At 73.2% G+C, this 26,510-nt stretch carries 29 protein-coding genes; 10 read left to right on the forward strand and 19 right to left on the reverse strand.

What is annotated here, in order from left to right; all coding sequences use genetic code 11:
* Positions 1-54: 54 nt before the first annotated feature.
* The 4 genes from JWP64_RS05280 to JWP64_RS05295 all read right to left on the reverse strand — a co-directional run bounded on the left by JWP64_RS05280 (position 55) and on the right by JWP64_RS05295 (position 3,470).
* Complete coding sequence (locus JWP64_RS05280) at positions 55-909, reverse strand: hypothetical protein (protein ID WP_297492950.1); 855 nt, start codon at positions 907-909, stop codon at positions 55-57.
* Between the two features lie 323 nt (positions 910-1,232).
* Positions 1,233-1,871, reverse strand: a complete 639-nt coding sequence (locus JWP64_RS05285) for a hypothetical protein (protein WP_297492952.1) — start codon at positions 1,869-1,871, stop codon at positions 1,233-1,235.
* A gap of 242 nt (positions 1,872-2,113) precedes the next feature.
* Positions 2,114-2,305, reverse strand: coding sequence for a hypothetical protein (locus JWP64_RS05290; protein ID WP_297492955.1), 192 nt, complete (start codon positions 2,303-2,305; stop codon positions 2,114-2,116).
* An 841-nt stretch (positions 2,306-3,146) separates the two neighbouring features.
* Positions 3,147-3,470 (reverse strand): multidrug efflux SMR transporter, encoded by a 324-nt coding sequence (locus tag JWP64_RS05295; RefSeq protein WP_297492957.1) that lies wholly within the window; start codon positions 3,468-3,470, stop codon positions 3,147-3,149.
* Between the two features lie 192 nt (positions 3,471-3,662).
* On the opposite strand from JWP64_RS05295, the gene JWP64_RS05300 reads away from it, so the two are divergent.
* Positions 3,663-4,133, forward strand: a complete 471-nt coding sequence (locus JWP64_RS05300; RefSeq protein ID WP_297492959.1) for a MarR family transcriptional regulator — start codon at positions 3,663-3,665, stop codon at positions 4,131-4,133.
* Between the two features lie 32 nt (positions 4,134-4,165).
* Here JWP64_RS05300 and JWP64_RS05305 read toward each other — a convergent pair whose 3' ends face one another.
* The 4 genes from JWP64_RS05305 to JWP64_RS05320 form a co-directional block, all read right to left on the reverse strand.
* Positions 4,166-5,326, reverse strand: a complete 1,161-nt coding sequence (locus JWP64_RS05305; protein ID WP_297492960.1) for a cysteine--tRNA ligase — start codon at positions 5,324-5,326, stop codon at positions 4,166-4,168.
* 22 nt (positions 5,327-5,348) lie between these two features.
* On the reverse strand, positions 5,349-6,884 hold the full coding sequence (locus tag JWP64_RS05310) for a GDSL-type esterase/lipase family protein (RefSeq protein WP_297492963.1): 1,536 nt from the start codon (positions 6,882-6,884) through the stop codon (positions 5,349-5,351).
* 176 nt (positions 6,885-7,060) lie between these two features.
* Positions 7,061-8,938 carry a glycosyltransferase family 39 protein gene (locus JWP64_RS05315; protein ID WP_297492965.1) on the reverse strand — a complete coding sequence of 626 codons (1,878 nt, stop codon included), beginning with the start codon at positions 8,936-8,938 and terminating at the stop codon, positions 7,061-7,063.
* A gap of 274 nt (positions 8,939-9,212) precedes the next feature.
* Positions 9,213-9,557 (reverse strand): hypothetical protein, encoded by a 345-nt coding sequence (locus tag JWP64_RS05320; protein ID WP_297492968.1) that lies wholly within the window; start codon positions 9,555-9,557, stop codon positions 9,213-9,215.
* 71 nt (positions 9,558-9,628) lie between these two features.
* Between JWP64_RS05320 and JWP64_RS05325 the strand changes: the two genes are divergently transcribed.
* Positions 9,629-9,883 (forward strand): type B 50S ribosomal protein L31, encoded by a 255-nt coding sequence (locus tag JWP64_RS05325; protein WP_297492972.1) that lies wholly within the window; start codon positions 9,629-9,631, stop codon positions 9,881-9,883.
* A gap of 267 nt (positions 9,884-10,150) precedes the next feature.
* Here JWP64_RS05325 and JWP64_RS05330 read toward each other — a convergent pair whose 3' ends face one another.
* The gene (locus JWP64_RS05330; RefSeq protein WP_297492975.1) at positions 10,151-11,050 is read right to left on the reverse strand and encodes a metallophosphoesterase; all 900 of its coding nucleotides are present in this window, start codon (positions 11,048-11,050) and stop codon (positions 10,151-10,153) included.
* A gap of 145 nt (positions 11,051-11,195) precedes the next feature.
* Between JWP64_RS05330 and JWP64_RS05335 the strand changes: the two genes are divergently transcribed.
* The 3 genes from JWP64_RS05335 to JWP64_RS05345 all read left to right on the forward strand — a co-directional run bounded on the left by JWP64_RS05335 (position 11,196) and on the right by JWP64_RS05345 (position 13,991).
* Positions 11,196-12,476, forward strand: a complete 1,281-nt coding sequence (locus JWP64_RS05335) for a cytochrome P450 (protein ID WP_297492977.1) — start codon at positions 11,196-11,198, stop codon at positions 12,474-12,476.
* Positions 12,473-12,859 carry a PPOX class F420-dependent oxidoreductase gene (locus JWP64_RS05340; RefSeq protein WP_297492979.1) on the forward strand — a complete coding sequence of 129 codons (387 nt, stop codon included), beginning with the start codon at positions 12,473-12,475 and terminating at the stop codon, positions 12,857-12,859. The genes JWP64_RS05335 and JWP64_RS05340 overlap by 4 nt, the downstream gene beginning before the upstream one ends.
* Before the next feature lie 328 nt (positions 12,860-13,187).
* Complete coding sequence (locus JWP64_RS05345; protein ID WP_297492982.1) at positions 13,188-13,991, forward strand: hypothetical protein; 804 nt, start codon at positions 13,188-13,190, stop codon at positions 13,989-13,991.
* On the opposite strand, the gene JWP64_RS05350 is transcribed toward JWP64_RS05345, so the two are convergent.
* From JWP64_RS05350 to JWP64_RS05390, 9 genes are all read right to left on the reverse strand, one after another.
* A complete protein-coding gene (locus JWP64_RS05350) occupies positions 13,981-14,604 on the reverse strand; it encodes a LysE family translocator (protein ID WP_297492985.1) in 624 nt (207 codons plus the stop codon). The genes JWP64_RS05345 and JWP64_RS05350 overlap by 11 nt on opposite strands.
* A complete protein-coding gene (locus JWP64_RS05355; protein ID WP_297492989.1) occupies positions 14,601-15,515 on the reverse strand; it encodes a TauD/TfdA family dioxygenase in 915 nt (304 codons plus the stop codon). Before JWP64_RS05355 ends, JWP64_RS05350 begins: the two co-directional genes overlap by 4 nt.
* Before the next feature lie 230 nt (positions 15,516-15,745).
* Entirely contained in the window at positions 15,746-16,258 is a 513-nt protein-coding gene (locus JWP64_RS05360) for a DUF6069 family protein (RefSeq protein WP_297492992.1), read from the reverse strand.
* 187 nt (positions 16,259-16,445) lie between these two features.
* Positions 16,446-17,513 (reverse strand): phosphotransferase family protein, encoded by a 1,068-nt coding sequence (locus JWP64_RS05365; protein ID WP_297492995.1) that lies wholly within the window; start codon positions 17,511-17,513, stop codon positions 16,446-16,448.
* Between the two features lie 69 nt (positions 17,514-17,582).
* Positions 17,583-18,023, reverse strand: a complete 441-nt coding sequence (locus JWP64_RS05370) for a DUF3037 domain-containing protein (protein ID WP_297492998.1) — start codon at positions 18,021-18,023, stop codon at positions 17,583-17,585.
* A complete protein-coding gene (locus tag JWP64_RS05375) occupies positions 18,020-18,868 on the reverse strand; it encodes a HipA family kinase (protein ID WP_297493001.1) in 849 nt (282 codons plus the stop codon). Before JWP64_RS05375 ends, JWP64_RS05370 begins: the two co-directional genes overlap by 4 nt.
* Positions 18,869-18,973: 105 nt before the next feature.
* Positions 18,974-19,411 (reverse strand): DoxX family membrane protein, encoded by a 438-nt coding sequence (locus JWP64_RS05380; protein WP_297493003.1) that lies wholly within the window; start codon positions 19,409-19,411, stop codon positions 18,974-18,976.
* Positions 19,412-19,671: 260 nt separating this feature from the next.
* Positions 19,672-20,472 (reverse strand): DoxX family membrane protein, encoded by an 801-nt coding sequence (locus JWP64_RS05385; RefSeq protein ID WP_297493006.1) that lies wholly within the window; start codon positions 20,470-20,472, stop codon positions 19,672-19,674.
* 294 nt (positions 20,473-20,766) lie between these two features.
* Entirely contained in the window at positions 20,767-21,144 is a 378-nt protein-coding gene (locus JWP64_RS05390) for a hypothetical protein (RefSeq protein WP_297493009.1), read from the reverse strand.
* Positions 21,145-21,263: 119 nt separating this feature from the next.
* On the opposite strand from JWP64_RS05390, the gene pgi reads away from it, so the two are divergent.
* Positions 21,264-22,934, forward strand: coding sequence for a glucose-6-phosphate isomerase (gene pgi / locus JWP64_RS05395; RefSeq protein ID WP_297493011.1), 1,671 nt, complete (start codon positions 21,264-21,266; stop codon positions 22,932-22,934).
* Between the two features lie 46 nt (positions 22,935-22,980).
* Positions 22,981-23,646, forward strand: coding sequence for a phosphatase PAP2 family protein (locus JWP64_RS05400; protein ID WP_297493014.1), 666 nt, complete (start codon positions 22,981-22,983; stop codon positions 23,644-23,646).
* Here JWP64_RS05400 and JWP64_RS05405 read toward each other — a convergent pair.
* Positions 23,643-24,449: a DNA-formamidopyrimidine glycosylase family protein gene (locus JWP64_RS05405; RefSeq protein WP_297493016.1), complete on the reverse strand. Its 807-nt coding sequence runs from the start codon at positions 24,447-24,449 to the stop codon at positions 23,643-23,645. The two genes, JWP64_RS05400 and JWP64_RS05405, sit on opposite strands and share 4 nt — an antisense overlap.
* 160 nt (positions 24,450-24,609) lie before the next feature.
* Here JWP64_RS05405 and JWP64_RS05410 point away from each other — a divergent pair, with 160 nt between their 5' ends.
* From JWP64_RS05410 to JWP64_RS05420, 3 genes are read left to right on the forward strand one after another with little or no spacing between them, the layout of a single operon-like run.
* Positions 24,610-24,786, forward strand: coding sequence for a hypothetical protein (locus JWP64_RS05410; protein ID WP_297493019.1), 177 nt, complete (start codon positions 24,610-24,612; stop codon positions 24,784-24,786).
* Entirely contained in the window at positions 24,729-25,121 is a 393-nt protein-coding gene (locus tag JWP64_RS05415; RefSeq protein WP_297493021.1) for a hypothetical protein, read from the forward strand. Before JWP64_RS05410 ends, JWP64_RS05415 begins: the two co-directional genes overlap by 58 nt.
* The gene (locus JWP64_RS05420) at positions 25,118-25,732 is read left to right on the forward strand and encodes a hypothetical protein (RefSeq protein ID WP_297493024.1); all 615 of its coding nucleotides are present in this window, start codon (positions 25,118-25,120) and stop codon (positions 25,730-25,732) included. Before JWP64_RS05415 ends, JWP64_RS05420 begins: the two co-directional genes overlap by 4 nt.
* The last annotated feature ends 778 nt before the right edge of the window (positions 25,733-26,510 follow it).

A 26,510-nucleotide genomic window follows, 5' to 3' on the forward strand; every position in this document is an offset into this window, starting at 1 on the left:
GGGCGGCGGCCGTGCTCGCCGTCGAGGCCGGTCCGGAATCGGGTGTCGTCGGACTCAGTGGTCATGTCTCGATTTCCCTCGATCATCGCTGGTCACCGGCCTGTCGATCGGTGCGGGTGGTGGATCGGGTGTGTTCGTCGCGGAGCTGCCGTGCCCGGGCCGGGGAGCAGCGCAGGGTGGTGCGGATCGACTCCGCTGATTCCGGGTCCACCACCGTGGCGGGGTCGGCGAGCGCGGCCCGGAACTCCGCGCGGAGCTGGTCCATCGACCGCACCCGAGGGGCCCGCACTCGCGCGGGTTTGCGGGCCGGGGCGGGTCGAGGGTGGCCACCCCGCCACCCGCAGTGGGCTCGGCGGAGGGGTCAGGCTGGGGCTCGACAGGCCCCGGGGCAGCGGGTGCGGCCGGTTGTCCGGCGAGCCAGGCGGTGATCTCCGCGGCCAGCTCGTCGCCCACCCCGTCCGGCCCCGCGGGCTCGACGGGCAGCCCGGCGACGACGACGGCGGGGACCAGGCGGCGCCGGCTCACCCGGTAGCGACCCGGGACCACGACCAGCCGGGCTCGGCCGTCGGCGTCGATCTCCGCCACCGCCGACCGCACCGCCGCCCGCTCCGCCGCCGCGACCCGCCTCGCCGCGCGGCGGGTGTCACGATTCTCCTTCCGCTCCCGGCGCGAACGCAGCGCCCCGGTGGTGACGAGTTGGTGCGCGGCCACCCCGGCCACCGAGGCGACGCCCATCACGACGGCGGCGTCGGTGCCCTCCTGCAGCCCGTGGACCACGTTGAGCCCGGCCGCGACCGCGGCGAACGCCCACACCCCGGCCTGTAGAGCCCACCCCGACGCGCCCGGGTTGCTGCGGCGGCGCACCTGCACCGCCAGCGCGAACGCCCACATTCCCAGCTCGGACAGCACCGGCAGGACGACGCCCGGTGGGGCCGCCGTACACGCGGGCCCCGTAGGCCGCCATCGACGGGACCGCCATCACCGCCGACGCGACCGCGAGCGGGTAGATCAACAGATCCACCCGATGCGCAGCGGCCCACGCACGCAGCCGGGTACTCCGGGCGGCACGGCGGGCGCGCCGCTCCCGGGCCGCGGTCGTCCGGCGACGGGCGCGCTCGGCCGCCTCGGTGGCGAACTAGCCAGCGAACAGCGCGTATGCGAGCGAGCAGGAACGTCGCCACACCGGCCACGGTCACCAACAGCGGCCTAGCCGGAGCAACCCGGGTGCTGGATCAGGTCGAGGGCGGGGGCGTTCGGGGTAGCGGCTGGGTGCTGAAATTGTCCGTCCACACGGCGCGGGCGCCTGCGTCGCCGGCCCGGTAGCACTGGACGGTCGCCCCGACGCCTGCGGCGAGGGCCGCGATCATCGCGACACCGGCGACCCCGGTCGCCAGCGTGGAGCGTCGGCCGGTGGGGGCCGTGGTCGCCCGGGTGAGCGTCTGGGTGTGCACGGTGCCGGGCCCGGTCGTCGGCCGCCCGGGGTCCGCGCGAGCGGTGTCCTCGGCGCGGTCGGTGTGGTCGTTGCCGGCGTCGGTGCGGTGGGAGGGCAGGAAGCGCTGGGCCCACACGGCTATGGCCACCACGACCAGCGCGATGGCCCAGGGCAGCATGTCGTCGCCGAGGTGGGCGTGCGCGCGTACCAGCGGCGTGATGGGAACCCGCCGGATCAGCCATCCCCCGGCGTTGATCGTCAGTTGCACGGCCCCCAGCGTGACCAGGGCGAGTATCGGGACCGCCACCCCGAGTCTGCGCCGGGCCGCCGACCAGAACGCGGTGCCCACGACTAGCAGCGAGGTCAGGGGCACCAGCACGACCACCGCGTGCAGGACCAAGACGTGGGCCGGCAGGCCGTTGATCTCGTACGGGATCATGATCGGATTTCCCGGGGTGTCAGGGTGAGGAGTTCGGCGTCGTGGATGTCCGGACGCTCACGGCCGGGGCGGCCTCGACCAGGCCGTCGGCCACGGCCTCCGGAAAGAACAGCGCTTCGAGCCGCCTCCACACCCGCGACCACATCCTTCCTCTCCGGGCGGAGGCAGTGGCCCCGCATAAGGAAGCGGGGCCACTGCTCCTGTCGTCGGACCGGCCCGGTCAGGGCCGGCGACCGGACGTGCTACCAGCCGCCGTGCCTGCGCCCGCCCTCGTGGCCGCGCCAGCCGCCCCACCAGCCGCCGCCGCCCCACCAGCCGCCGCCTCGGTCCGCCTTCTGCTCGGCGCCGTAATCTCCGCCGTGCCAGCCGCCCCAGCCCCAGCCCCACCTGTGGTCGTGGTCGCCGCCGTGGCCCCAGCCACCCCAGTCGCTCATTGCTGCTCCCTCACCGTGTGTTGCATCAACAGGAACGCGGTCACGGTCCTGTGCGGCAGGCCCGATCGAGCTCCCGGGCCGTGAGCAATCGGACCGTGCGCACGCGGCTCGGATCACGGCCCGGCACCCCAGGGGACGTCGAATCCGCGCTGCCACCGCTATAAGTCCCCCGGCGGCCGAAAAGGATTCACCGCGCAACGCAGACCACCCGCCTGCGCGCTTCGACCCCCGAAGGACGCACAGGGACTGCGGGGAGGGATACCGCGAACGCGAGGGATACCAGCCGACCGAGCGACCCATGCCGCCCACAGAAGGCAAGCGCATCGGTGCCAGTCTCGTCGCTCAGTGCTGGTCGTGCAGCTGGAAGGCCCGGCCCTACCGACGGCGCCTCACCACATGGCGTTCGGCCGCGGTTGGCAAGGGCGTGCACAGTGCGATGGCCGCCGGGCTGTCGGCGGGCGACGATCCTTTCAGGGCGGGAACGCTGAACTTCTACTCCTTCACCCGCGGCGGTTTCGTGACGGGCACGATCACGAGCGGCGGCCGCCAGCCGCCGACCGCCAGAAACCTAGACGAGACCGTCGGGCTGACATTCGCTCCTGGTGGGCGACCGGCTGGGCGACAACCCACCAGGACAACCAATGATCAGCCGGGACTTCCGAGGACGGGCGTGTCGAGCTGCCAGCGGGTTGCCTGTGCTCCGGGGAGCCCTGGATTGCGTTGACACGGAAGAGGCCACTCGTTCGATCCCAGTATCGCCCACCACCCCGTTGAAGGCCCCCTGATCCGCATGGACAGGGGGCCTTCGTCGTTCCCGGGTGAGCAGCTCGGCGCCAGCCGCTCAGTGCGCCCCGCCCGTCTCCAGCGCGACGACGCCGGCGATCACCGCGACCAGCCCGGCGACCTGCACCCACGTCAGGGTCTCCCCCAGGAACGTCGCCCCGATCAGGGCGATGAGCGCCACACCGACGGCCGACCAGATCCCGTAGGCGACGCCGATCCCGAGTCCGCGCACCAGCACCTGCGACAGCATCGCGAACGCCGTGACGTACCCCACGACCACCACGATCGACGGGAGGAGCTTCGAGAACCCCTCGGAGAACCGCAGCGCGACGGTCGCGGTCACCTCCGCGGCGATCGCGCCCGCCAGGAACGCCCAGACCACGGCTCCTCCTCCTCGACGGCCCGACTCCATCCGGACGACTGTCCCAGAAGACCCGCCCGTCCCGCCCGAGGTGACCGGCATCACCCCCTTCGTCCCGGCCGCCGTGGAAGCGTCTGGACATCTGTCCAGAATATTGATGACATCGCCGCCATGGAGCCTCCCCACCGCGGCGACGCGTTCTACGCTGCACCGATGGCAGACACGCCGGGATCGAGCTTCACCGTCGCGGGACAGCTCTGTTTCGCCCTGCACTCGGCCTCACGCGCGATGACGGGGTGCTACCGGCCGCTGCTCGAGGCCGTCGGGCTCACCTACAGCCAGTACACCGTGATGTTGGTGCTCTGGGAGCACGGCACGGTCACGCTGGGCCGTCTCGGCGAGCAGCTGTACCTGGACAGCGGGACGTTGTCGCCGCTGCTCAAGCGCCTCGAGGCGCAGGGCGTGGTGACACGGCGGCGGCGGCTGGACGACGAGCGGGTCGTCGAGATCCGCCTGACGACCGCGGGCGCGGAGCTCGAGGCGAAGGCCCAGGCGGTGCAGGGCCGGGTGGAGGAGGCCACCGGCCTGACGGAGCTCGAGCTCGCCACCCTGCGGGACGACCTGCAGCGCCTCGCCGCCCGGCTCCGGGCGGCGGAGATCGAGCCCGAGTCCGCGGCCGGCTGAACTCGCCCGCCCCCGACTCCCGGTCCGCGCCCCTACTGCAGGGCGAGCGTGCGCAGAACCTGGCGCGCCGCGTCTCCCCCGGACTCCACCGCGAGCCGCACGGCCTCCGGGACGTCCAGGTCGTTCAGCAACGCGCCGCGGACGGCGGCGACCGCGGTCACCGAACCGTTCCGCGTCCCGGCGGCGACGTAGAGCTGCTCCAGCAGCGCCTCGGCCTGTTCCAGTGCGTCCGGGGTGTAGTCCCAGGGTCGTGACCACGCCCGGTCCAGCAGCATCAGCCGGACGGCCGCGCCCGAGGACTCCTGCAGCAGGTCCCCGCCCAGCACGAGGTTTCCCGTCGACTTGGCCATCTTGACGCCGTCCCGTCCGACGGTCCCGGCGCGGACCTCGCGCCGCGCGAACGGGCCGCTCCCGGTAGCCGCGGACGCCATCGCGCCCTGGTAGGCGTGGTGCGGGAACTCCAGGTCCGCCCCGCCCACGAGCACGTCGACGACGCCGCCGAGCGTGGCCAGCGCCATCGCCGCGCACTCCGCGTGCCAGCCCGGACGGCCGCGGCCCCAGGGGCTCGGCCACGCCGGGTCGCCCTCGCCGGAGGGCCGCCAGACCGGGACGTCGAAGGGGTCGTCGCGGAGCGGGTCGTCGGGCTGGTCGCCGTTCTCGGCGAGCAGGGCCAGCGCCGCGTCCCGGTCCCGGCCCTCCGCGACGCCCGCACCGCGGAAGTAGACGAACCCGTCGCGCTCGTAGGCGGCGCCGGCCGCGAGCAGCGCCATCGCGAGCCGGACGACGTGGGAGACGTGGTGCCGGGCGTGCGGCGCGTGGGTCGGCGGCCTGACGTGCAGGGACGCCATGTCCCGGTCGAAGTGGAACTCCTGGGTCAGCCCGAACTCGTCGAACTGCCGGCCGCGCTCGGCGGCGGTGCGGGTGAGCACGTCGTCGACGTCGGTGACGTTGCGGGAGACGACCGTGTCCACCCCGGCCATCCGCATGACCCGCGCGACGACGTCCGCCCAGACGAAGGTCGAGGCGTGCCCGAGGTGCGTGACGTCGTAGGGCGTGATGCCGCAGACGTAGAGCCGGGCGGGGACGGTCAGCGGCAATGGCGTGCCGCCGAGGTGCAGGACCTCGCCCGGGTCCGTCCCGGCGCCGGGGCGGAAGCCGTGGTCGTCCGGGGAGAGGCCGACGGAGGTCACCATGATGTCTTCCTTCTTGGGGAGCTCATCCTTCCGGTTCGACGACCAACCGCGCCACCGCCGCCGCCATCCGCAGCGAGCCGACGGCCGTCGGATGGAAGGGGAAGGCGTCGTCGAGCCCCTGCAGGTCCGGGCCCAGCCCGTCGCCGTCCGTGCTGCAGAGGCCGGTGAGGTCCGGTCGCGCGACGCCGAAGCCGTACTTCTCCGCGCCGGCGGCCAGGACGTCGTTGAGCTGGTTGTTCCGGCCCGTCAGCAGGTCGATCTTGTCCTGGGTGAGACCGGGGGTGCTGAGCGGGCCGCGGGCGTCCGGGCAGGCCGGGTCGGTCGCGGCCGGGAAGGCGCCGTAGGAGGTCATGACGATCACCTGGGGCTTGCCGGGCAGCTCGTTGAGGTCCTGCAACAGGGCGGCGTAGTCCCGGTCGAAGGCGGCCATCCGGTAGTCGAACTCCCCGGTCGTCAGTGCGTCGTCGCAGGTCGGGAGGCCGTAGCAGTACTTGAGGAAGTCCGACCAGCCGATGTCGTTCGGTCCGGTCGCGACCACCACGAACTGCAGCCCCTGCACCTGCTTGAGCAGGCCGACCTGCGCCGGGACCGTGAGGTCCCCGCGCTGCTGGGTGCTGCGCAGGCCCTGGGCGATCGTGGCGCTGGGGCAGGCGAGGTTGAGGACGTGGTCCGGCACGAGCATCGTCAGCTCGGCGGCCAGAGAGTCCGCGCTGCGCTGGCAGGCGGTGTCGTCGGCGGTCGGGTCCGCGACCGGCGGGCCGCCGACGCGGGCGGCGCGGGAGTCCCCGATGACGGCGCCGGAGTATCCGAACACGGGCGGGCCGACGGGGGCCGGCGAGACGTGCACGCTGCCGACCAGGTCCGACACGGACGAGATGGTCGCGAGGCCGCTCATCGTGCCCCGGTAGGCGAGCGCCCCGCAGGTGCCCCAGGCCACCACGGACGCGACGACGGCGACGACGGTCATCCGGCCGATCGCACCCGCACAGCGGTGCCAGACCTCGGCGACGGTCACGTGCTCGCGTCCGGCACGGCTCTCCCGGCGCAGGATGGCGAGCATCCGGAAGCAGCCGACGAGCGCGGCCGCCGCGAGCGCCACCCCGACGACGCCGAGCGCGCCCCACAGGTACCAGTCCGTGAACCCGGTCCGCAGCGTCTCGACGGCCTGGTTCTGCGCGGCCACCGTGGTGTCCGGGTTCAGCACCTTCGCGGCGTCGTCGTTGCGCTGCACCGGGCCCATCGCGAGCTTCGGCCGCAGCGGTCCGACGACGTCGAGGCGGTCGATATCCAGCTCGGTGTTGCCCACCTGGACGAGCTGGGCGGGGCCGGAGAGGGAGACGTCCGGGGTGCGGGCGCCGACCGAGACGTGCTGGCCGAGGATCTCCAGCTCCTGGTCCGGCACCAGGGCGATGGTCAGCGGGACGCCCGCGCACAGACAGATCAGGACCAGCAGGATCGTCGGCCAGGAGCGGGCCTCGCGGGCGAACGCCCGGAGCCGGCCGCCCTTGCGGGTCGAGGGGCCGGGACGGCCGGCCCGTTGCTCGGTCGTCACCACCATGCCGTCGGCCCCTCCGTCGTCTCGCTCCTGTAGCGATCCAGCATGGGCAACGCGTGCGCGAAGGTCATTAGGGCAACCGTGCGACATGGTGGTGACAAGACTCTCCACCACCGAGGGGTGACAGAGCCGGAGGCCCGCGTCCCTGGTTCGGGACGCGGGCCTCGGCGTGCGGCGGGTCAGGTCGTCAGGTCGTAGACGGTCTGGCTGCCGACGGTCGTGGCGGTGAAGTTCGCCTCGACCCAGGCGGCGATCCGGCTGCTCGTGCCGTCCGCGCTGCCGCCGGGGACGCCGCCCTGGCCCCCACCGACGTAGTAGTGGATCCGGCCGTTGTCGACGTACTGCTGGAACTGCTCGAGGGTCACCGCTGAGTCCGAACCGCTCCAGCCGCCGAGGGACATGACGGCGGTGCCGGAGGCCAGCTCGAGGCCGGCGGCGGTCTGGGAGGTGCCGACGGCCGCGGACCAGGTGGAGTCGGTGGCGCTGAGCAGGGCGGTCAGCTCCGTGCTCGCCTCGCCGCCCATGCCGCCACCCGGGCCGCCGACGGCCCCATCGGTGGTAGCCGCATCCCTGGCGATGGTGGCACCGGGCAGCGCCGGCGGGGTGCCGCCGTCGGGGCGCCCGCCACCGTGACCCATGCCGCCGGGACCACCCATACCGCCCATGCCGGTGGCCGTCGCACCGACCGACGGGATGCTGCCCGTGTGGGCGACCGACGCCGTCGCGACGGCATACGCGCTGGTCCCGACGAGGCCGGTCAGCACCGCGGCGACGGTTCCGACCAGCTGGACCCTGCTGAGCCTGCGGGTGCCGGCCAGCAGGCCGACCACCCCGAGCACTGCCAGCCCGGCGATCACCCAGCGGACCCAGGCGTAGGACTCGGAGCTGCCCGCGAGGAGCACGAAGGACCAGGCCGCGGTGGCGGCGACCATCAGCGCGAGCGTCGCCCGCGCCAGGATCCGATCGCGGTGCCGCCACAGCTCGCGGCCACCGATCGTAAGGGTCCCGGCGATGCCCGGGGCCAGCGCGACGGTGTAATAGGGGTGCATCGTGCCGCTCATGTAGCTGAACACCAGGGCGGAGACCAGCATCCAGCCGCCCCAGAGGACGAGGCCGGCGCGGACCTCGTCGGTGCGTGGGGCGCGGCGGGTCAGCCACAGGCCCGCGACCAGGGCGATCAGCGCGGCCGGAAGCAGCCAGGAAATCTCGTACCCGATCTCGCCGGTGAACATCCGGGTGATGCCGGTGGCGCCGCCGAAGGAGGTGTTGCCACCCCCGCCACTCCCGCCGCCGTTGCCGCTCCCCCCGAGCAGCCGGCCCAGGCCGTTGTAGCCGAGGGCGAGCTCGAGCAGCGAGTTCGTGGTGGAGCCGCCGATGTACGGCCGGCTCGCCGCGGGCCAGATCTCGACGAGCGCGATGAACCAGCCCGCCGACACGACCATCGCGACGACCGCGCCGAGCAGCTGCAGGATCCGGGCCCGCAGCCGCGGTGCGCCCGCGACCAGGTAGACCAGGCCGAACGCCGGGACGACCAGCAGCGCCTGGCCCATCTTGGTGAGGAAGGCGAACCCGATCGCGGTGCCGGCGAGCAGCAGCCACCGCGTCGACGCCTTCGTGGCCGTGGCGTCGACGGCACGGGAGACGAAGTACGCGCCCGCCACCATCAGCAGGACCAGCAGCGTGTACGGGTTGTCGAGGCGGAACATCAGGACCGCGGCCGGGGTGAGCGCCAGCGCGGCGCCCGCCATCAGGCCCGCTCCGGGTCCGGCCAAGCGGCGGACGGTCGCGTGCAGCACCCCCACCGAGGCGACGCCCATCAGCGCCTGCGGCACCAGCAGGCTCCACGAGGAGAAGCCGAAGATCCGCGCGGACAGCGTCATCACCCACAACGCGGCCGGCGGCTTGTCGACGGTGATCGCGTTCCCGGAGTCCAGCGACCCGAACAGCCAGGCCTTCCAGGACTGCGTGCCGGCCTGGACGGCGGCGGCGTAGAAGTCGTTGGCGTAGCCGGAGGCCGAGAGGTTCCACAGGTAGAGGACCGCTGTGCCGGCCAGCACGACGAGCAACGCCGGGGCGCGCCCACCGGGGCTGGTCGGACGGGCCGTGGAGCAGCGTCCCGACGCGGCCGGACCTCTCCGGCGGGCCGGAGTGTCGTCCGGGTTGGGCCCTCGGTCGCGCGTGGCGCGGCGCGGTCGGCACCCGGGGTGGGGTCACGGTGCTCACGAAGGTCTCCCAGGGGGTGGTCGGGGTTCCTCCGTACGGTCCGATCCGGCCCTGTTCCGTCCTTGTGGTCCTGCTGTGTGAATCCTGTGCGGGCGAATCCTGTGCGGGTCAGCTCCGGCGGGTCGCCTCGGTCACCCCGAGCAGGTGGAGCGGCAGCGTGGCCGGGTCCAGCAGGCCCGCGCGGAGCCAGGTGCACAGCTCGTCGACGTCGTCGGCGGTCTCCAGCGGGCCGACCCGCACGGCCGGACGGACCGGGCGCTGCCGCTCGTCGCAGGGCTGGACCAGCACGAACGTGCCCTCGGGGTCCGGAGGCCGGGCGCTCGCGACGAGGATCCCGTGCCGCGTCGCGCGGACCGCGGCGGCCAGTTCGGCCGCGAGCAGCGCGTCGAGCGGGGTACGGGACGCCGTGCTGCGGACGGCGACGAAGCCGGTGGTGCGGAGCGGAACCGTCACGGGAATCTCCCCCAGTCGGTAATGGTTATCATTACCGAAGCTAGCAGCCCGCTCGTCGAGGAGGAACCCTGATGCAGCCGAACATCCATCCCGGCTACGGACCCGTCGTCTACCAGGACAGGAGCACCGGTGACGCATTCCTGACGCGTTCGACGGCCACCTCGCGGGAGACGATCGAGTGGTCCGACGGGCAGACGTATCCCCTGGTCCGCGTGGACATCACGGCGTACTCGCACCCGTTCTGGACGGGCGCGACCCGCGTGCTGGACGCCGCCGGTCAGGTGGAGAAGTTCAACCGCCGCTACGGGCGCCGCGCCGGGCGGTAGGTTCCGGCGGGGAGGTGGCCGTGACCCGACGCAGGAACGCCGTCGTCACGGTCACCGACCTGCGCGAACCCCTGATCGACGTCCACCGCCGGATGATGCGGACGCGCCTGGTCCTGATGGTGGTCTGGATCGCCGGCTGGATCGTGGCCGGCGCGCTCTACCGCTCCGGCTGGCTCGCCACCGGGATCCTGCTGGCCACCGGGCCGGGCGTGTGGCTCGTGGTGTGGGCCGTCGAGGCGCGCAGGCGGCCCGGTCGCCGCGAGTCCGTCAGGTCGCGGGCTCCGCGCTCCTTGCCGGCGCCGCGTAGGGCTCCGGCCCCTCCGGGACCGGGAGGATCTGCCGGGGCAGGAGATCGGTGACCGGCATCCCGTACCGCTCCTCGCGCGGCTTCCACTCCCGCGGATAGCCGAGGGACGCCTCGACGAACCGGACGCCGTCCTCGTGGAGGACGCGCGGGATGTGCAGGTGTCCGTAGACCACCGTCGACGCCCGGTACCGGACGTGCCAGTCCGCCGTCGCCGTCGTCCCGCACCAGAGGGCGAACTCCGGGTAGCGGAGCACCCCGGTCGGCAGCCTCGTCATCGGCCAGTGGTTGACCAGCACCGTCGGCAGCTCGGGATCGATCTCCGCCAGCCGCTTCTCGCTGTACTCGACGCGGGCCGCGCACCAGGCCTCCCGGGACGGGTACGGGTCCGGGTGCAGCAGGTGCTCGTCGGTACAGACGACGCCTGCCTTGTAGGCCGCCTCCAACCCCTCGGCCACGGTAGTGGCGCCCTCGGGCAGGAACGAGTAGTCGTAGAGCAGGAACAGCGGCGCGACGGTGACCGGTCCACCCTCGCCGCGCCAGATCGGGAACGGGTCCTCCGGGGTCAGCACCGCGAGCTTCCGGCAGCGCTCGACCAGATGCCGGTAGCGGTGCTCTCCCCGCAGATCGACCGGATCCTTCGTGCGCGTCCAGAGCTCGTGGTTGCCCGGGACCCAGATGACCTGGGCGAACCGCTGCGCCAGCACCGCGAGCGTGCCGAGCGTGTCGTCCACCCGCTCCGCGACGTCCCCCGCCACGATCAGCCAGTCCCCCGGGTCCGTCGGGTGCAGATCCTCCGTGAGCGAGCGGTTCTCGGGGTACCGGACGTGCAGGTCGCTGACGGCGAGGAGGCGGGCGGGCACGTACCAGTCCTACCGGACGAGCTGAGAATGTTCTGAATCCGAGCCCTGGGCAGAGCTAACTTACTCGCGGTAGCGTTTGCGGGACGACGACGTTCGGGAGACTGGCATGGCGGGTTCACGGGGTGCACGACGAGGGATCCGGTGGGTGCTGCGGCACGCGCTGATCCGCCGGATGCTGCGCAAGGAGGTCGCCGCGGGGGACCTCGGCGCCCGGCTCATGGCGGATCCGGTGCTCATCGCGAACCCGTTCCCGCACTACGACGAACTCCGCGCCCAGGGCGCGATCGTCAAGTCCGGGCTCACGCTCACCACGGCGAACCACGAGGCGTGCACGACGATCCTGCGCAGCCAGGACTTCTGCGTCGAGATGCGGATGCCGGAGAACCTGCCGAGCGCGGTCAGGATGCTGCAGCGCATGGGCGGGAGCTGGGCGCTCGGGCCCGCCCAGCCGCCGTCGATGCTGGCGACGGACCCGCCGGACCACACGCGTTACCGCAAGCTCGTGACCAGGGCGTTCAGCGCCAAGAAGGTCGCGGCGCTGCGGGACCGGACCGAGGAGATCGCCACCGAGCTGCTCGACGAGCTGGCCGGCCGCGAGCAGGCGGACCTGATCGCGGACTACGCGGCGCTGCTGCCTGCCACCGTCATCGCCGAGGTGCTCGGTGCCCCGATGGAGATGCGCGAGCAGTTCCTGGAGTGGGGCGAGGGCGCGGCGCTCTCCCTCGACGCCGGGCTGAGCTTCCGGGACTTCCGGCGTTCGGAGCGCGACATCGACGCCCTGCACGCCTGGATGCTCGGCCACTTCGAGACCCTGCGCCGCTCCCCCGGCGACGACATCCTCTCCGCCCTTGTCACCGCGCACGACGAGGACGGGCGGCTCTCCGAGGACGAGCTGTCGAGCATCGCGATGCTGCTGCTCGCGGCCGGGTTCGAGACGACGGTGAACCTGATCGGCAGCGGTTCGGCGCTGCTGATCGACCACCCGGACCAGCTCGCGATCCTGAAGGCAGAGCCCGAGCGCTGGCCGACGGCGGTCGACGAGATGCTGCGCCTGGAGTCCCCGGTGCAGCGGACCGGCCGGGTCGCGCGGGCGGACACCGAGGTCTGCGGACGGCCGGTGAAGCGGGGCTCGCTGATCGTCACGCTGCTCGGCGGCGCGAACCGGGACCCGGCGGTCTTCGCGGACCCGAACCGCTTCGACGTCACCCGGCACAACGCCGGGGAGCACGTCGCGTTCTCCAGCGGGCTGCACTACTGCCTCGGGGCGGGGCTGGCGAAGATGGAGGGCGAGGTCGCGCTGCGTGCCCTGTTCGACCGCTTCCCGGACCTCGGCGCGGCCGGGGCGCCCACCCGTCGCCCCACGCGGGTACTGCGGGGGTACGCGTCGCTGCCGGTGGCGCTGAACAAGGCGAGCGTCCCGGCGTGAGGTCCGCTCGTGCCGATGATCTCGCCGCCGCCCGGTTCCTGTTGCTCACCACCTTCCGCAAGGACGGCACGCCGGTCCCGACGGCGGTCTGGGCCGCGCCGCTCGACGGCGGCGAGATCGGCGTCTGGAGCGCCCCGGACGCCGGCAAGGTGAAGCGGATCAGGCGCAGTGGCACCGTCGAGATCGGCGAGTGCGACCGCCGCGGAAACCCCACCGGCCCCGCGGTGGCCGCCACCGCCCGCATCCAGGACACGGCCGGGACCCGTTCCGTCCTCGCCGCGATCAACCGCAAGTACGGGATCGTGGGGCGGCTGGCCACGGGCATGGCCCGGCTGCGCCGCGGCAAGGACGGTGCGGCAGGGCTGGCCATCACCCTGAGCTGACGCAGGCAGGTGGCCGGCCGGACCGGCACCGCCGTCCGCGTGACACCCCACTGCGCCGGCCAGCTGGTCTTCGGACAGGCCGGATGGCGGAACGCAACGTCGTCCGGTCGGCGAGCGAGCTCACCTGTATCCGGCGCCGGGGGGCGGCGGCCGGGAACGGGGTCCTCCACATGCGTTCGAAGAAGATCGTCACGCCCGGCCGTGGTGAGCGGTGAGCGGGCTCGGGGGCAACTCGCTGGGCCCGCCCGACGATTCGGCTCGCAAGACGGCGGTGAACAAATACTTTCGCTGGAGGCCTGATCCGGCCGACCGGTCGCGAGCCCGGTTGATGCTGTGGCTGGCGCTATTCCTGGCCCTGTTCGCGGGGGCTGCTCTGGCGCTGTCCGGGAACGTGCTCGCCGCCGTCATCCTGGCCACCGCCGCGCTGATGTTCTTACTGCTGGGACTGCAGGCCCGCGCCGTCTACTGGCGCGCCTTCCACAAGGCCGAGCCCAAGCCGACGGACGGGCAGATCGACGACACGTTCCGCGAGGACCTCGAACGCGCGGCGAACCGGGCGAGGAGGGTGTTCGGCCTCCACGACTCGGATCTCGTCCTCCACAGCGCAGACGTCCGGCCGCCGGGCGGTCCGCGGCCGTTCGCGGACCAGGGTGCCGGCCCGATCGTCGTGTTCGGTCCGGCCAAGGGCGCCAAGGCCAGGGAGGGCCTCGACCGGGTCTGGCGCTTCAGCCACTACGACGTCCTGGTGATCTGCCCGACCGAGCGGCATCTGGGTGTCGTGGTCTCGCGGCTCGATCTCGCGTCGGGCCGCCGCAAGGACGAGAACACCGACGAGTTCCACTACGGCCACATCGTCGCCGTGACGACGCGGACGAAGCCCATCGCGGACCTCGTCACGTCGGTGATCACGTTCTGGGGCTACGCCGACACCTACAGCATGACGCTCGCCCGGGAGCTACAGGTGATCGTCGCCAGCGGTGACCGCACCGGGATCATCGTCGGGGTCGACGAGCGGCCCGGGCAGCCCGCCGTCCTGCAGTCCTCGGGTATCGACTACGCGCTCGTACAGCTGCGGAACCTGCTGGCGCACAAGCGGTGGGAGCAGCGCAACGGCGTGTGGACTATTCGCTAGCCAGCGCCACACCGAAACCGAGGAGCGCCGTACCCGTCACCGCGTCGACGGTGCGCCGGACCCTCCGGCGGCTGAGCCAGTCCCGGACCCGGTGCACGACGAGCAGCAGCAGGCCCAGCCACACCGCGCCCAGGATCCCGACCGTGTAGGCGAGGACCAGGGCGTCGAGGGTGGTGGTGACGCCCGGAGTGAGGAACTGCGGGAGCACCGACAGGTACATGACCAGCACCTTCGGGTTGGTCACGTTGGACAGGAAGCCCTCGCGGAACCGGCGGACGCCGGCCCCGCGGCGGCGCGTGACGTTCTCCACCGCGGAGTAGTCCCCGCGGACCGCGCCCCGAAGCGCCTGCACGGCGAGGACGGCCAGGTACGCGACGCCCGCCCAGCGCAGGATCTCGAACAGGACCTGCGAGCGGGCGATCAGCACGCCGAGCCCGAGCGCCGCGGCGGAGCCCTGTACCAGGTTGCCGACGAGGATCCCGGCACCGGCGAGCACGCCGCCCCGCCGTCCGCCGGCGAGGCCGTTGCGGAGCAGGACGAGCGTGTCCGGCCCGGGCGCCACCACCAGCAGGACGGCGATGATCAGATACGTGCTGTAGGTCCCCCAGGTCACCCCGCGGACGCTACCCGGCGATCCAGCGCGGTGACAGGCTTCGGCACACCCACCGGGGCGTCCCCGCGCAGCGTCACACGGTGCATGACCCGGCGCGCGTCGCCGTAGTCCCGGTTCGCGTAGTGGGCCGTGGCGCGGTTGTCCCACATCGCCACGTCGCCCTCGGCCCAGCGGTGCCGGACGAGGTGCTCGGGCTTGGTGAGGTGGGCGAAGAAGAGATCGAGCAGGTGGCGGCTCTCGGCGTCCGAGACGCCCGCGATCCGGGTGGTGAAGCCCGGGTTCACGAAGAGGGACCTGCGCCCGGTCTCCGGGTGCACGCGCACGACGGGGTGCTGCACCTCCTCGAGCGCGGTGAAGGTCTCGCCCTCCCAGTCGCTGCCGCGGCCCTGCCGTCGCTGCGCGAGGTAGTAGCCGAAGTCCCGCGAGCCGTCGTGCACGGCGGTGAGCTCGTCCGCGAGGCGCTGCACGGCCGGCGAGAGCGACGCGTAGGCCAGCTCGAGGTCCGCCCAGTTGGTGTCGCCGCCGTTCGGCGGCAGCGTGACGGCGCGCAGGATCGAGCCCAGCGGCGGCCGCTTCACGAAGGTGACGTCGGTGTGCCAGACGTCCGCGTAGCCGTCGTCCGCGCTGTCCAGGGCGTAGATCTCGGTGTGCGCCTCGTCGAGGCCGGGGACGACCGGATGTGACGCCGTCAGGTCGCCCATCCGGTTGCCGAGGCGGATCTGCTGGTCCGGGTCCAGGGTCTGGCCGCGGAAGAACAGCACCTTGTGGTCCGTCAGCGCGGCGCGGACGCCGGCGACCTGGGCGTCCTCCGCGGTGGCGAGGTCGAGGCCGTGGACCAGGGCGCCGAAGCGTGGGCCGAGTAGCTCGAGGTTCAGCGGGCCGACGGTGGGCACAGCGGAGAGCGGGGTCATACGGGTACTCCTCGTGGACGTGCGCCCGCGGCAGCACCGGCGCGGGGAGGTGGGCGCCGCGCTGCGCGGGGGAGGCGGTCGTTCGGTCCGGGTCTGTCGGTGGTTACCGACAGACCGCCGAGCGGGTCCGGCACAGGTCCACGTGCAGACGAGCCACGAGCCGGAGGTCCACGATCACCCCGCGATCGTGTCCGAGGACCCCCGGTCTCCGCAAGGCGCCGATCGAGCGCTCAGCGCGAGCTGGAGGAGACCGCCGCCCCGGTGACCAGGCTGATGATCGCCAGGCCGATGACCAGGTGGATGACCGCCGTCGCGATCCGCACCGTCCAGGTGTCCTCGTTCAGCAGCGGGAGCACCGCGGCGACCGTGGTCAGCAGGCCCCCGATCCACCCGAAGTAGGCCATCGGGCTGGGCGTGCTCAGCAGCAGGACGTGCGCCAGGCCCGTCGCGGCCAGCGCGGCGATCGCGGCGAGGCTGCACAGCAGGATCGTCCGCGAGTCCCCGACCGGCCCGGAGTTGATCGGCGCGAGGTACGGGATCTGCAGCAGGACCCGCACGATCAGCAGCCCGACGAGCCCGATCAGCGCCGCGACGACCGCCGTCGCGACGCCGCCCGACCAGAGCCGGCCGGCGTTGACCACCGGTCCGCGCGGCGGCTCGGGTCGGTAGGCCTCCGGCTGGGCCCGGCCGAGCTCCCGGGTCTGGTCGCCCCAGTCGTCCTGTTCCTGCCAGCCGCCGGCCATGGTGTGTGTCCCCGTCCTGAATCGCGAGCGGGCGCGGCGGAATGGTTCCGTCCTGCGCCGTGGTGTACCAGCCTCCCGCACCTGCCGCCGGCATCGTGGCAGGACGCGCCCGGGACCGCCCGGCGGGGTGAACCCGGAGCCGCCGGCACGCGGACGTGACCCCGCAACGGCGGCCGGGGCCGACGGCTCAGCCGCCCAGGGCGTTCAGCGCCGCCGCGGCCTGGTCGTGCACGGACTTCAGCCGCGCCTCGGCGAGCGCGCCCTCCTCGATACCTTCCGTTCCCATGTACCCCGCGGCGTAGCGGGTGTGGACGCCCGCGCCGACGCAGGCGGAGCGCCAGCGGGCGAATGCGAGGAAGTAGTCCAGGTCCGACGCGATGCGCTCGCCCCGGCCGGAACGCTCGGCGTAGCGGGCCACCACCTCGTCGGCCTCCGGCCACCCGTCCAGCACGGTCGGACCGGAGGTGATCGCGACGTCGGTGTCCCCCGGGCGTTCCCAGGACGCGATCAGCCAGCCGAGGTCCGCGAGCGGGTCCCCGAGCGTCGCCAGCTCCCAGTCGAAGATCGCGCCGATGGCACCGTCGGGGCGGAAGGAGAGGTTGCCGGGCCGGTAGTCGCCGTGCGCGATCCGCAGCTCGGGGTCGTCCGGCATCCGGGCGACGAGCTTCTCGTGCACGGCATCGATCACGGACAGGTCCTCCACGGCGGACGCGTGCACCTGCCGGTGCCACCGGCGCAGCTGGCGCTCGAGGTAGCTGCCGGAGCGCCTGAGGTCCCCGAGCCCGACCTGCTCCGGGTCGACCCGGTGCAGCTCGGCGAGCACGTCCGCGCAGGCCAGGCCCGCCGCATGCCGGCTCTCGACCGGCATGGCCGTGCCCGCCTCCGGGTCGCCGGGGACGACCCCGTCGACGAAGCCCATGACGTAGAAGTCCGCACCGATCACGTCCTGGTCCGAGCAGAAGGCGACGGCCTGCGGGACCGGGACGGGCGTCGGATCCAAGGCGGCGATGAAGCGCCACTCGCGACCCATGTCGTGGGCGGTGGCGAGCACCCCGCCGAGCGGCGGGCGGCGCAGGGCCCATGGGTTGCCCGCGCCGTCGACGATCCGGAAGGTCAGGTTGGAGTGCCCGCCCGAGATGCGCCGCACCTCGACCGGCCCGTCCCCCACGCTCACCTGCGGTGCCCGGGCGGCGAGCCAGCTGGTCAGGGCCGCCGCGGGCACCGGGTCCGTCGTGATCTCCGTCGATCCGCTCATGGGGACATTACAACCGTTCGGGAGGCCGTCATGCGCGTGCTGTGCCTCACCGCGCCGGCGAGCCCGCGCTCAGAGGGGCAGGACCAGGGTCTTGAGCAGGCGGTCGATCTCCGCGGCGGGGTCGGCGGTGAGCCCGGCGTGCACCGGGCCGGGGCGGACGACCGTGCTGCGCGGCGCGGTGAGCCGGCGGAAGCGCCGGCCGATGTCCTCCCCGGCGCCCGGCCCGGACGCGGCGAGCGCGCCGTCCGTCCGGCGGTCCGAGCGCGGGGGCTCCGGCACGGCGCAGACCGCGGCGGCGACGTCCAGTAGCGCGGCGATCGCCTCGGTGTCCGCATGCGGGTCGAGGGCCCGGACGCGGGCGGCGTCGACGTGGGTGCGCCCGCCGAGGTAGTCCAGCCCCCGGCAGTAGAGCAGCACGCCGACGTTCACGGACTCGCCGCGCTCGGGGCGGGGCACGGCCTGCAGCAGCGCGTACTCGTAGGTGTGCAGGGTGCTCGCCGAGGTCGTCATCGCGGGAGCCGCCCGACCAGCCAGGCCGGCGGGTTCGGCGCCCGCGTCGCCGGCCGCGCCCGGCCCGCCGCGGCCGTCTCCCGCACGCCGGGCAGCCACAGGTCCCGGGCCGCGACCCGGGCGGTGAGGATGTCCGCGTAGGCCTCGCGCACCTCGTCCGGGTCGTCGAAGCCGGGCTCGTCGGTCAGCCACGGATCCGGGACGGCGGCGGCCGCGGCCCGCACCGCCTCGCGGGTGACGAGCGGCGCGAGGGCGGAGTTCGCCGCGTCGAGGTCCGGGTCCGACCCGAGCAGCACGTGGTCCCGCGCGTCGTAGGGCCGCACCGCGACGGCAGCGGGGTCGGCGAGCGCGGCCTTCCAGCCGTGGTGGAACGTCAGCGTCGCGCCGTGGTCGATGAGGTGGGCGGCGCGGTGCCAGAGCAGCATGTTCGCGTTCCGCCAGGAGCGGTCGACGTTGCCGACCAGCGCGTCGAACCAGAGGACGCGACCGGCGAACTCGGACCCGGGATCGAAGGCTAGCGGATCGAAGTCCAGCGCGCCGGGCAGGTAGTCCAGCCCGAGGTTGAGCCCGCGCGAGTTCCGCAGCAGGTCCTGGACCTCATGGTCCGGTTCGGTGCGGCCGAGCGCCGGATCGAGGTCGACGGTGACGAGCTCCGGCACCGGCAGCCCGAGCGTGCGGGCCAGCTCGCCGCTGACGATCTCCGCGACGAGGGCCTTGCGACCCTGCCCGGCGCCGTGGAACTTCACGACGTAGGTGCCGAGGTCGTCGGCCTCCATCAGCCCGGGCAGCGACCCGCCCTCACGCAACGGCGTGACGTAGCGGGTCGCGGTGACGTGGCGCAGCACGCGGTCCCTCCCCTCCGCTCCGGGGGCCGGAGCCGGCGGGCCCGCACACGGGCCCGCCGACCATGATCCCGTGCCGCGCCAGCCGATCACCGGGCGGGACCGGGATCAGGCGGGCACCGGCTCGCGGCGACGCGCGGTGATCAGGTGGTCGACGCTGAACCGGCCGGCACCGGCCGCGGCCAGCGCCAGCGCGACGGCCGCGATCACCCCGGTGAGCTCCCAGCCGCCGTTGCCGACGAACACGCCGTTGCCGAGGTGGGCGAAGAACGCCGCGCCGAGCATGTTCAGCACGACCAGCAGGCCGACGACCGGCGTCAGCGCGCCGACGAGCAGCAGCAGCCCTCCGAGCACCTCCACGACCACTGCGAACAGGGCCGATACGGGTGCCAGCGGGATGCCCATCTGCGCGAACCCCTCGGCGGTGGCGCCGACGCCGTTGGTCACGAGCTTCTGCCAGCCGTGGGCGAGCAGCACGACGGCCAGGAGGATCCGGACGAGGAGCAGGACGACGTCACGGGCGGGAGCGGGGAGCGCACGGGTCACGGTCAGGAGCCTCCGGAACGATGGTTGAACGATGAACGAGTCATCGACGCTACCGGTGCCCGGCACGGCACGGTGCCACCCGGCTGGTTCCGTGGGTCGACTCACAGGGACGGCACGGCGACGGCCCCGGCGGCGGACCCTCGGCACGGTCGCGTGGTGACGGAGCCCGCCGGCCGGGGCCGGCTGTGAAACTCGTGCGGGGACGGGCGGCGCGGGCGCGAGGCTGTCGTGACGCACCCTCGCCGCGGCGAAGCGCGGTGTCAGTCGCCGCGAGTGGTGAACAGCGCATGCGTGTTCTCGTCGCCCTCGGGCGCGGGGCGCCGGCCGGGCAGCGGGCGCGAGCGCAGCGACGCCATGCCGACGGCGGGCGTGCCGATGCCGGGCGTCTGCACCTGCACGGGACCGGTCCGGGTCGGGTCGGGCTGCGAGGCGGAGCCGAACTCGTCGACTTCCGAGGTGCGGGACGCGACCGCCCCGAACCCTGCGGTCTCGGCGTTGTGCTCGGCGATCCGGACGGCGGCGGTGCGGCGCTCCGAGGCGCGCAGGGCGCCGCTCGACCCGGTGCCGTTGGCCCAGCGCTGGGCCGGTGCGACGGGAGTGTCCTGGGTGACGACGATCGGCTCCGGCGCCGGCGACTCGGTGATCTTCCGGTCGAAGATCAGGTGGTCCAGGCTGTAGCGACCCGGTCCGGTGGCGGCGATGGCGAGGCAGACCGCGATGATCATGCCGACGAGCTCCCAGCCGCCGTTCTTCACGAAGATGCCGTGCGGGGCGTGGACGAAGTAGATCGCGCCGGCCATGACGAAGGAGATCGCGCCGCTCGCCCAGGTCACGAAGATGCCCGAGGCCAGCAGGATCGAGCCGACCAGCTCCGCGACCAGCGTGAACGCGGTGGCCACGATCGCGATCGGGATCCCGAAATTGGAGAAGACCGTGGTGGTTCCGCTGAATCCGGCACCCACGAACGTGATCCAGACGTGGGCGAGCATCACGAACGAGACGAGCAGGCGGGCCGCAAGCAGCAGGACGTCGCGAGCGGGTCCGGGCAGCGTTCTGAACATCGGGGAGCTCTCCTGACGGTGATCGACTAACTCCGTTGGGCCACGACGCTAGACCGAATCCGAGCCCGCGCAGGTCCGAACGGCGGTTTTGCGGTGATGCGCCGGTGAGACGCGACGAGCAGCAGATTCGCGCCACTCGTGTGAGTAACGCACGATCGAGTAATCGGTTACGGACCGTTCGCCCCTGCTGACCCTCCGCTGAGCGTCGATCATGACCGCCGGCCCCTCGCCCGACGGCCGGAGAACCTTGGTCCCCCAGGTGGAAGCACCTCAGGCGGGCAGAATCTCGCGCCACTACTTCGTCGCCTTCCGCCCGGTGCCGATGTCCGCGAGACCACGGAGCGCATCCACGTGGGCCGCGCCGGTGGCGGTCGTGACGCCCGGTCCCACCGCGCTCAGGGCCACGTCGACCAGCGACGGGTCCGGCGAGGGCATCCCGTTGGGCCGGACGAACGTGATCTTGTAGAGCGTTCCGGCGGCCCGCAGCTTCACCCCGCCGCCGAACCAGTACCACGGATAGGTGACGTCGGTGAGCTCGTCGAACGCGACGTCGAAGTACGGCTCGCCGTCGGTGAAGGTGATCCGGCCGCCCGCCGTGAGGAGGTAACCGGGGCGGTTGTGCAGGCCGCCGATGATCCAGGCAGGGCCGGCGAGGACGGTGCTGTCGGTCATGGGGTCTCCTGCTCGGGGGTTTCTCGGATACCGGCCCGGCCCACCGCACCGGCACCACACCCCGTGTGGTGCAGTCCACACCTGCGCAACCGCCTGCCGGGAGGGGCATGATGTCGCCCGTGTCCTCAGAAGCAGCTGCCGCAGAGCAACTCGACATCACCGCCACTCCGGAGTGGACCGCGCTGACCGAGCACCATGCGGCCGTCGAGCCGCTGCACCTGCGCGGGCTGTTCGCGGAGGACCCCGGCCGCGCGCAGGTCATGACGACGACCGGGGCGGACCTCGTCCTGGACTGGTCCAAGCACCGCGTCACCCGCGGGACGCTGCCGCTGCTCACCGCGTTGGCCGAGCGCGCCGGGCTGCCGGACCGGATCCGGGCGATGTTCTCCGGGGAGCACATCAACACCAGCGAGGACCGGGCCGTCCTGCACACGGCGCTGCGGCTGCCGCGGGACGCGTCGCTGACGGTCGACGGGCAGGACGTCGTCGCGGACGTGCACGCGACGCTCGACGCGATGGGCGAATTCACGGACAAGGTCCGCTCGGGCGAGTGGACCGGCTCGACCGGCGAGCGCATCCGCACGGTCGTCAACATCGGGATCGGCGGCTCGGACCTCGGGCCGGTGATGGCCTACGAGGCGCTGCTGGACTACTCGCGGCGGGACCTCCGGTGCCGCTTCGTCTCCAACATCGACCCGACGGACCTCGCCGAGGCCACCCTCGACCTGGACCCGGCGACGACGCTGTTCGTGGTGTCGTCGAAGACCTTCACGACCCAGGAGACGCTGACCAACGCGCGCAACGCGCGGACCTGGCTCGTCGAGGGACTGGGTGACGAGAAGGCCGTCGCACAGCACTTCGTGGCGGTGTCGACGAACGCGGAGAAGGTCCGTGAGTTCGGCATCGACGAGGCCAACATGTTCGGCTTCTGGGACTGGGTCGGCGGGCGCTACTCGGTGGACTCCGCGATCGGGCTCTCGCTGATGATCGCGATCGGCAAGGAGCACTTCGCCGAGTTCCTCTCCGGGATGCATGCGATCGACGAGCACTTCCGCACCGCCCCGCTGGCGGCGAACCTTCCGGTGATCGCCGGCCTGCTCGGCGTCTGGTACACGAACTTCTTCGGCACCGAGACGCACGCCGTGCTGCCCTACTCCCAGCACCTGCACCGGCTGCCCGCCTACCTGCAGCAGCTGACGATGGAGAGCAACGGGAAGTCCGTGCGCGGCGACGGGTCCCCGGTCACCACGGCCACCGGGGAGATCTTCTGGGGCGAGCCCGGCACCAACGGGCAGCACGCCTTCTACCAGCTCCTCCACCAGGGGACCCGGCTCGTGCCGGCGGACTTCATCGGCTTCGGGCAGCCGAACCACGAGCTCCCTGGCGAGGGGGACGCGGACATGCACGACCTCTTCATGTCCAACCTCTTCGCGCAGACGGCGGCACTCGCGTTCGGCAAGACGGCCGAGGAGATCGAGGCCGAGGGCACCCCGGCGGACGTCGTCCCGCACAAGGTGATGCCGGGCAACCGGCCGACGTCGACGATCCTGGCCGAGAAGCTCACGCCATCCGTGCTGGGGCAGCTGATCGCGTTCTACGAGCACCAGACGTTCGTCGAGGGCACGATCTGGGGCGTCGACTCCTTCGACCAGTGGGGCGTCGAGCTCGGCAAGGTGATGGCGAAGCAGTTCGGCCCCGCGCTCTACGGGGAGGACCCGGACATGTCCTCGCTCGACGCCTCGACCAGGTCCCTGATCGAGCGGTACCGCACGTACCGCGGACGCTCCTGACGTTCCTCGCGAGCGCGGGCGGGCGAGCGCGGCCAGACTGGTGAGCGTGTCGTCCGCCCGTCGTCTGTCGCCCGTCACCGTCGTCCCCGGCCCCGTCGTCGTGGTGCTCGCCGGGATGGCCGGCTGGCTGATCTACTCGGCGTTCACCGGGACGGGGCCGGGTGCGGACGACGGACCGGTGCTGGCCGAGGCCGTCGCCGCGCGCTCCCCGAGGCTGACGGGGCTGGCCGTTGCGATCACCACGCTCGGCAGCACCGCGGCGATGGCGGTGCTCGCGGTCGTCGTCGGGGTGGTGCTGTGGGTGCGGCGGCGGAGGGTGGAGGCCGTCTTCCTGATCGGCACCATGGCCTCGGCGAGCGCGGTGTTCACGCTGATCAAGCGCCTCCTGGACCGGCCGCGCCCGCCTGTCGCGGACCAGCTCGTGGCCGCCGGCAACGAGTCTCTGCCCTCCGGGCACGCGACGATGTCCATGGCCGTCGTCGGCGCGCTCGTGGTGCTGGCCTGGCCCAGGCTGACGGCGGGGTTGCGGCTGGCGGCGGTCGTCGTCGCCGGGTCCTGGATCGCCGCGGTCGGCTTCACCCGGATCTACCTGGGCGTGCACTGGTTCAGCGACGTGCTCGCGGGCTGGGCGCTGGGGGCCGCGTGGCTGGGTCTCTGCACGACGGTGCTGATCGTGTACCGCCAGCGGAGGGCGGTCGTGCCGGCAGCTTAGGCCTGCTCCTCGCCGCACCACCACGTGCTCCGGCCGCCGACCGTGCCGTGCCGCATCTCCGCGCCGCAGCGGGGGCAGTGACCGTCGACGTGCCGGTGCTCGATGATCGTCCCCGTGTGCACACCGCCCTTCTCGATCGCGGACCGCAGGGACCTCTCGAGGTTGCGGTGGAGCCGGTCGAGCTCCGTACGGGTCAGCTCGTCCGCCTTCGCCGCCGGGTTCAGCTTCGCCTGCCACAGCGTCTCGTCCGCCAGCAGGTTCCCGACGCCGGCGAGCACGCTCTGGTCCAGCAGCCGCGCCTTGATCGCCATCCGGCTGCGGGCGATGCGGGTGCGGAAGTCCGCCGCCGAGATGTCCTCCGCGTCCGGGCCCAGCCCGTCGAGGTTCGGTTCGAGGCGGACCCGGCCGAGCCGGCGCTTGTCGAAGAGCCGGAGCTGTCCGCCGTCGGCGAAGTTCATGGTGAAGCGGTCCCACTCGGCCTTGCGCGGTTGCCGGTCGGGGCGTTCCGGCCCGCCGCCGGTCCGTTCGCCTGCGGAGTCGGTGACGATCAGGCGGCCGCCCATGCCGAGGTGCACCCCGAGCGTCGGGCCCTCCGTGCCGTCCCGGTTCTCCGTCTCGCACCACATGGTCTTGCCACGCCGGTGCGCGACGGTCAGCTTCCCACCGACCAGAGCCTTCGCGATCTCACCGGGCGGATGCGGGCGGCACACCCAGTCGTCGTTGTCGTTGATGGCTTTGATCTCGCGGTCCAGCGCTCCCAGGAGGACCTGGCGCGCGTTCTCCACCTCGGGCAGTTCGGGCACGAGATCGGAGTCTGCCTCCGCGGCGGCACACTCGCGCGCCGAACCGGTGTTGAGCCCGGCGTGACACGCATGCGGGTACGGGCTCCGGAGCTGCGCGGACGACGGTGGCTGAACACCGGTGGGAAGGGCCTCTGCCTCGCCGAGCTAGGAGTTCGCCGACGTGCTGGTGATCGCGGTCGTCGATCCGGAGGGGTACGTCGTCGTGCAGCTGGCCGGCGAGGGGCACGCGCACGGGCTCCGGGTGCTGCTGCCGGAGCTGGTCGAGGAGCACACGGTCTCGTGGTGCTGCCCGCCGGCGTCGCCGCGGAGGTGGGCTACGACGTCGTCGTCGCGGTGAACCACGCGCTGTGCGGCCTGCCGCTCGCCGACGGGCACGTCTCGACGCTCGCGGGCACCGGCTCGCAGCTGCGCGAACGCCTCGAGGTGGGCGGGACCTCGGCCGAGCTCTCGACGCCCTGGGACGTGGCGTGGTGGGACGTGGCCGAGAAGGGTTCAGGCATGGTGGTGGTCGCGATGGCCGGGGCGCACCAGCTGTGGTCCTTCGACCCGCGCTCCGGCGAGGCCCGCGTGCTCGCCGGGACGACGAACGAGGCCTGCGCGACGGGCCGCCGGAGGACGCGTTCTTCGCCCAGCCGTCGGGGCTCGCCGCGTCGGGCGAGATGCTGTGGGTGACGGACGCCGAGACGTCCGCGCTGCGGTCGGTGGTGCGCGCGCCGGCCGCCGGGGCGGCGGTGACGACCGCCGTCGGACTCGGGCTCTTCGACTTCGGCTTCCGCGACGGGCCCGCGGAGGACGCCCTGTTGCAGCACCCGCTCGGTGTGGCGGTGCTGCCGGACGGGTCGGTCGCGATCGCCGACACATACAACGGCGCCGTCCGCCGCCGGTCCCCCGCCGACCGCACCGTGACGACCCTGGCCCGGGACCTCGCCGAGCCGAGCGTCGTGCTGGTGGACGGGGACTCGTTGATCGTCGTCGAGTCCGCGGCGCACCGGCTCGTCCGGCTTTCGATGCCCGCGGGCGCCCGGGTGGACGCCGGGGCCCATCGGGTCCGGCGGGCCCGCACGGACCTCGCGCCGGGCCCCCTCGACCTGCGGATCGCGTTCACCCCGCCCACCGGCCAGCACCTCGACACCCGGTTCGGCGACCCGACGTCGTTGACGATCGCCGCGTCACCGCCGTCGCTGCTGCGCTCCGGCGCGGGGACCGCGACCGGCCTGGAGCGGACGGTCGAGCTCGGCGCGGGTGAGGGTGTGCTGCAGGTCAGCGTCGCGGCGGCCGCCTAAGACGACGGCGACGGGGTGTTCGCGCCTGCCACCGCCACCAGCAGGACTGGGGCGTCCCGGTCCGCGTGGTCGACGGCGCGCCGGGCGAGCTGGTCCTGGACCTGCGCGCCGTGATCACCGTCCGGGACCGACCTCGACCGTAGGGGGCCGCCGCCGGTCCGCCCTGGTGGTCAGGGTGCCGCCGGGACCCCGGTGAGGACGAGGAACGTGCCGTCCGGCAGGGGCGCGCGGACGATGAACGGCTCGGCCGAGCTCTTCAGGACGGTGGCGGCCGTCGCGGCGGACAGGATCTCCCGGGTCCGGACGGTGAACGAGCGGGTGCTGCCGTCCGGGAGGGCGGCGTCGACGACGTCGCCGGGGCGCAGGTCCTGCACGGGGGCGGCGTCGTCGAGATCGAAGACGGTCCGCGACGCCCCCGGGCCGGGGAACAGCGGGAACTCCGACGGCCGGCTGAGCGTGACGTGCCGGGGTGCGGCCGGGGTCGTGGTGGTGGGGGCCGTGGTGGTCGGGGCGGCGCTTGTCGTCGGATCTGCGCTCGCCGGGCCCGCCACCGTCGCCGGATCCACGGACGCCGGGCCCGCAGTCGTGGGATCCCCGGACGACGGAGCCGCCGTCGTCGGGGCCGCCGTCGTCGGGGCCGGCGCGGCGGGCTCGGCCGCCCCCCAGGCGCCGAGAACCGCGTCGTCGGGTACCGGAGCCGCCACGGGTGCGAGCGCGGCCGTGCCCGGGTCGGTCCCCGGCGCCGCCGCGGACGGGACGTCGGCGACGGTCGATCCTC

It is taken from the genome of Pseudonocardia sp. (genome assembly GCF_025465255.1).
Taxonomy (GTDB): domain Bacteria; phylum Actinomycetota; class Actinomycetes; order Mycobacteriales; family Pseudonocardiaceae; genus Pseudonocardia.

Bases quoted from the DNA above. Each gene is read 5' to 3' on its own strand.
- JWP64_RS05285 (WP_297492952.1), bottom strand. From the start codon at position 1,871: ATGATCCCGTACGAGATCAACGGCCTGCCGGCCCACGTCTTGGTCCTG.
- JWP64_RS05300 (WP_297492959.1), top strand. From the start codon at position 3,663: ATGGCAGACACGCCGGGATCGAGCTTCACCGTCGCGGGACAGCTCTGT.
- JWP64_RS05290 (WP_297492955.1), bottom strand. From the start codon at position 2,305: ATGAGCGACTGGGGTGGCTGGGGCCACGGCGGCGACCACGACCACAGG.
- JWP64_RS05365 (WP_297492995.1), bottom strand. From the start codon at position 17,513: ATGAGCGGATCGACGGAGATCACGACGGACCCGGTGCCCGCGGCGGCC.
- JWP64_RS05390 (WP_297493009.1), bottom strand. From the start codon at position 21,144: ATGACCGACAGCACCGTCCTCGCCGGCCCTGCCTGGATCATCGGCGGC.
- JWP64_RS05355 (WP_297492989.1), bottom strand. From the start codon at position 15,515: ATGACCCCGCTCTCCGCTGTGCCCACCGTCGGCCCGCTGAACCTCGAG.
- JWP64_RS05385 (WP_297493006.1), bottom strand. From the start codon at position 20,472: ATGTTCAGAACGCTGCCCGGACCCGCTCGCGACGTCCTGCTGCTTGCG.
- JWP64_RS05360 (WP_297492992.1), bottom strand. From the start codon at position 16,258: ATGGCCGGCGGCTGGCAGGAACAGGACGACTGGGGCGACCAGACCCGG.
- JWP64_RS05310 (WP_297492963.1), bottom strand. From the start codon at position 6,884: ATGGTGGTGACGACCGAGCAACGGGCCGGCCGTCCCGGCCCCTCGACC.
- JWP64_RS05370 (WP_297492998.1), bottom strand. From the start codon at position 18,023: ATGACGACCTCGGCGAGCACCCTGCACACCTACGAGTACGCGCTGCTG.
- JWP64_RS05325 (WP_297492972.1), top strand. From the start codon at position 9,629: ATGCAGCCGAACATCCATCCCGGCTACGGACCCGTCGTCTACCAGGAC.
- JWP64_RS05345 (WP_297492982.1), top strand. From the start codon at position 13,188: ATGCTGTGGCTGGCGCTATTCCTGGCCCTGTTCGCGGGGGCTGCTCTG.
- JWP64_RS05305 (WP_297492960.1), bottom strand. From the start codon at position 5,326: ATGGTGACCTCCGTCGGCCTCTCCCCGGACGACCACGGCTTCCGCCCC.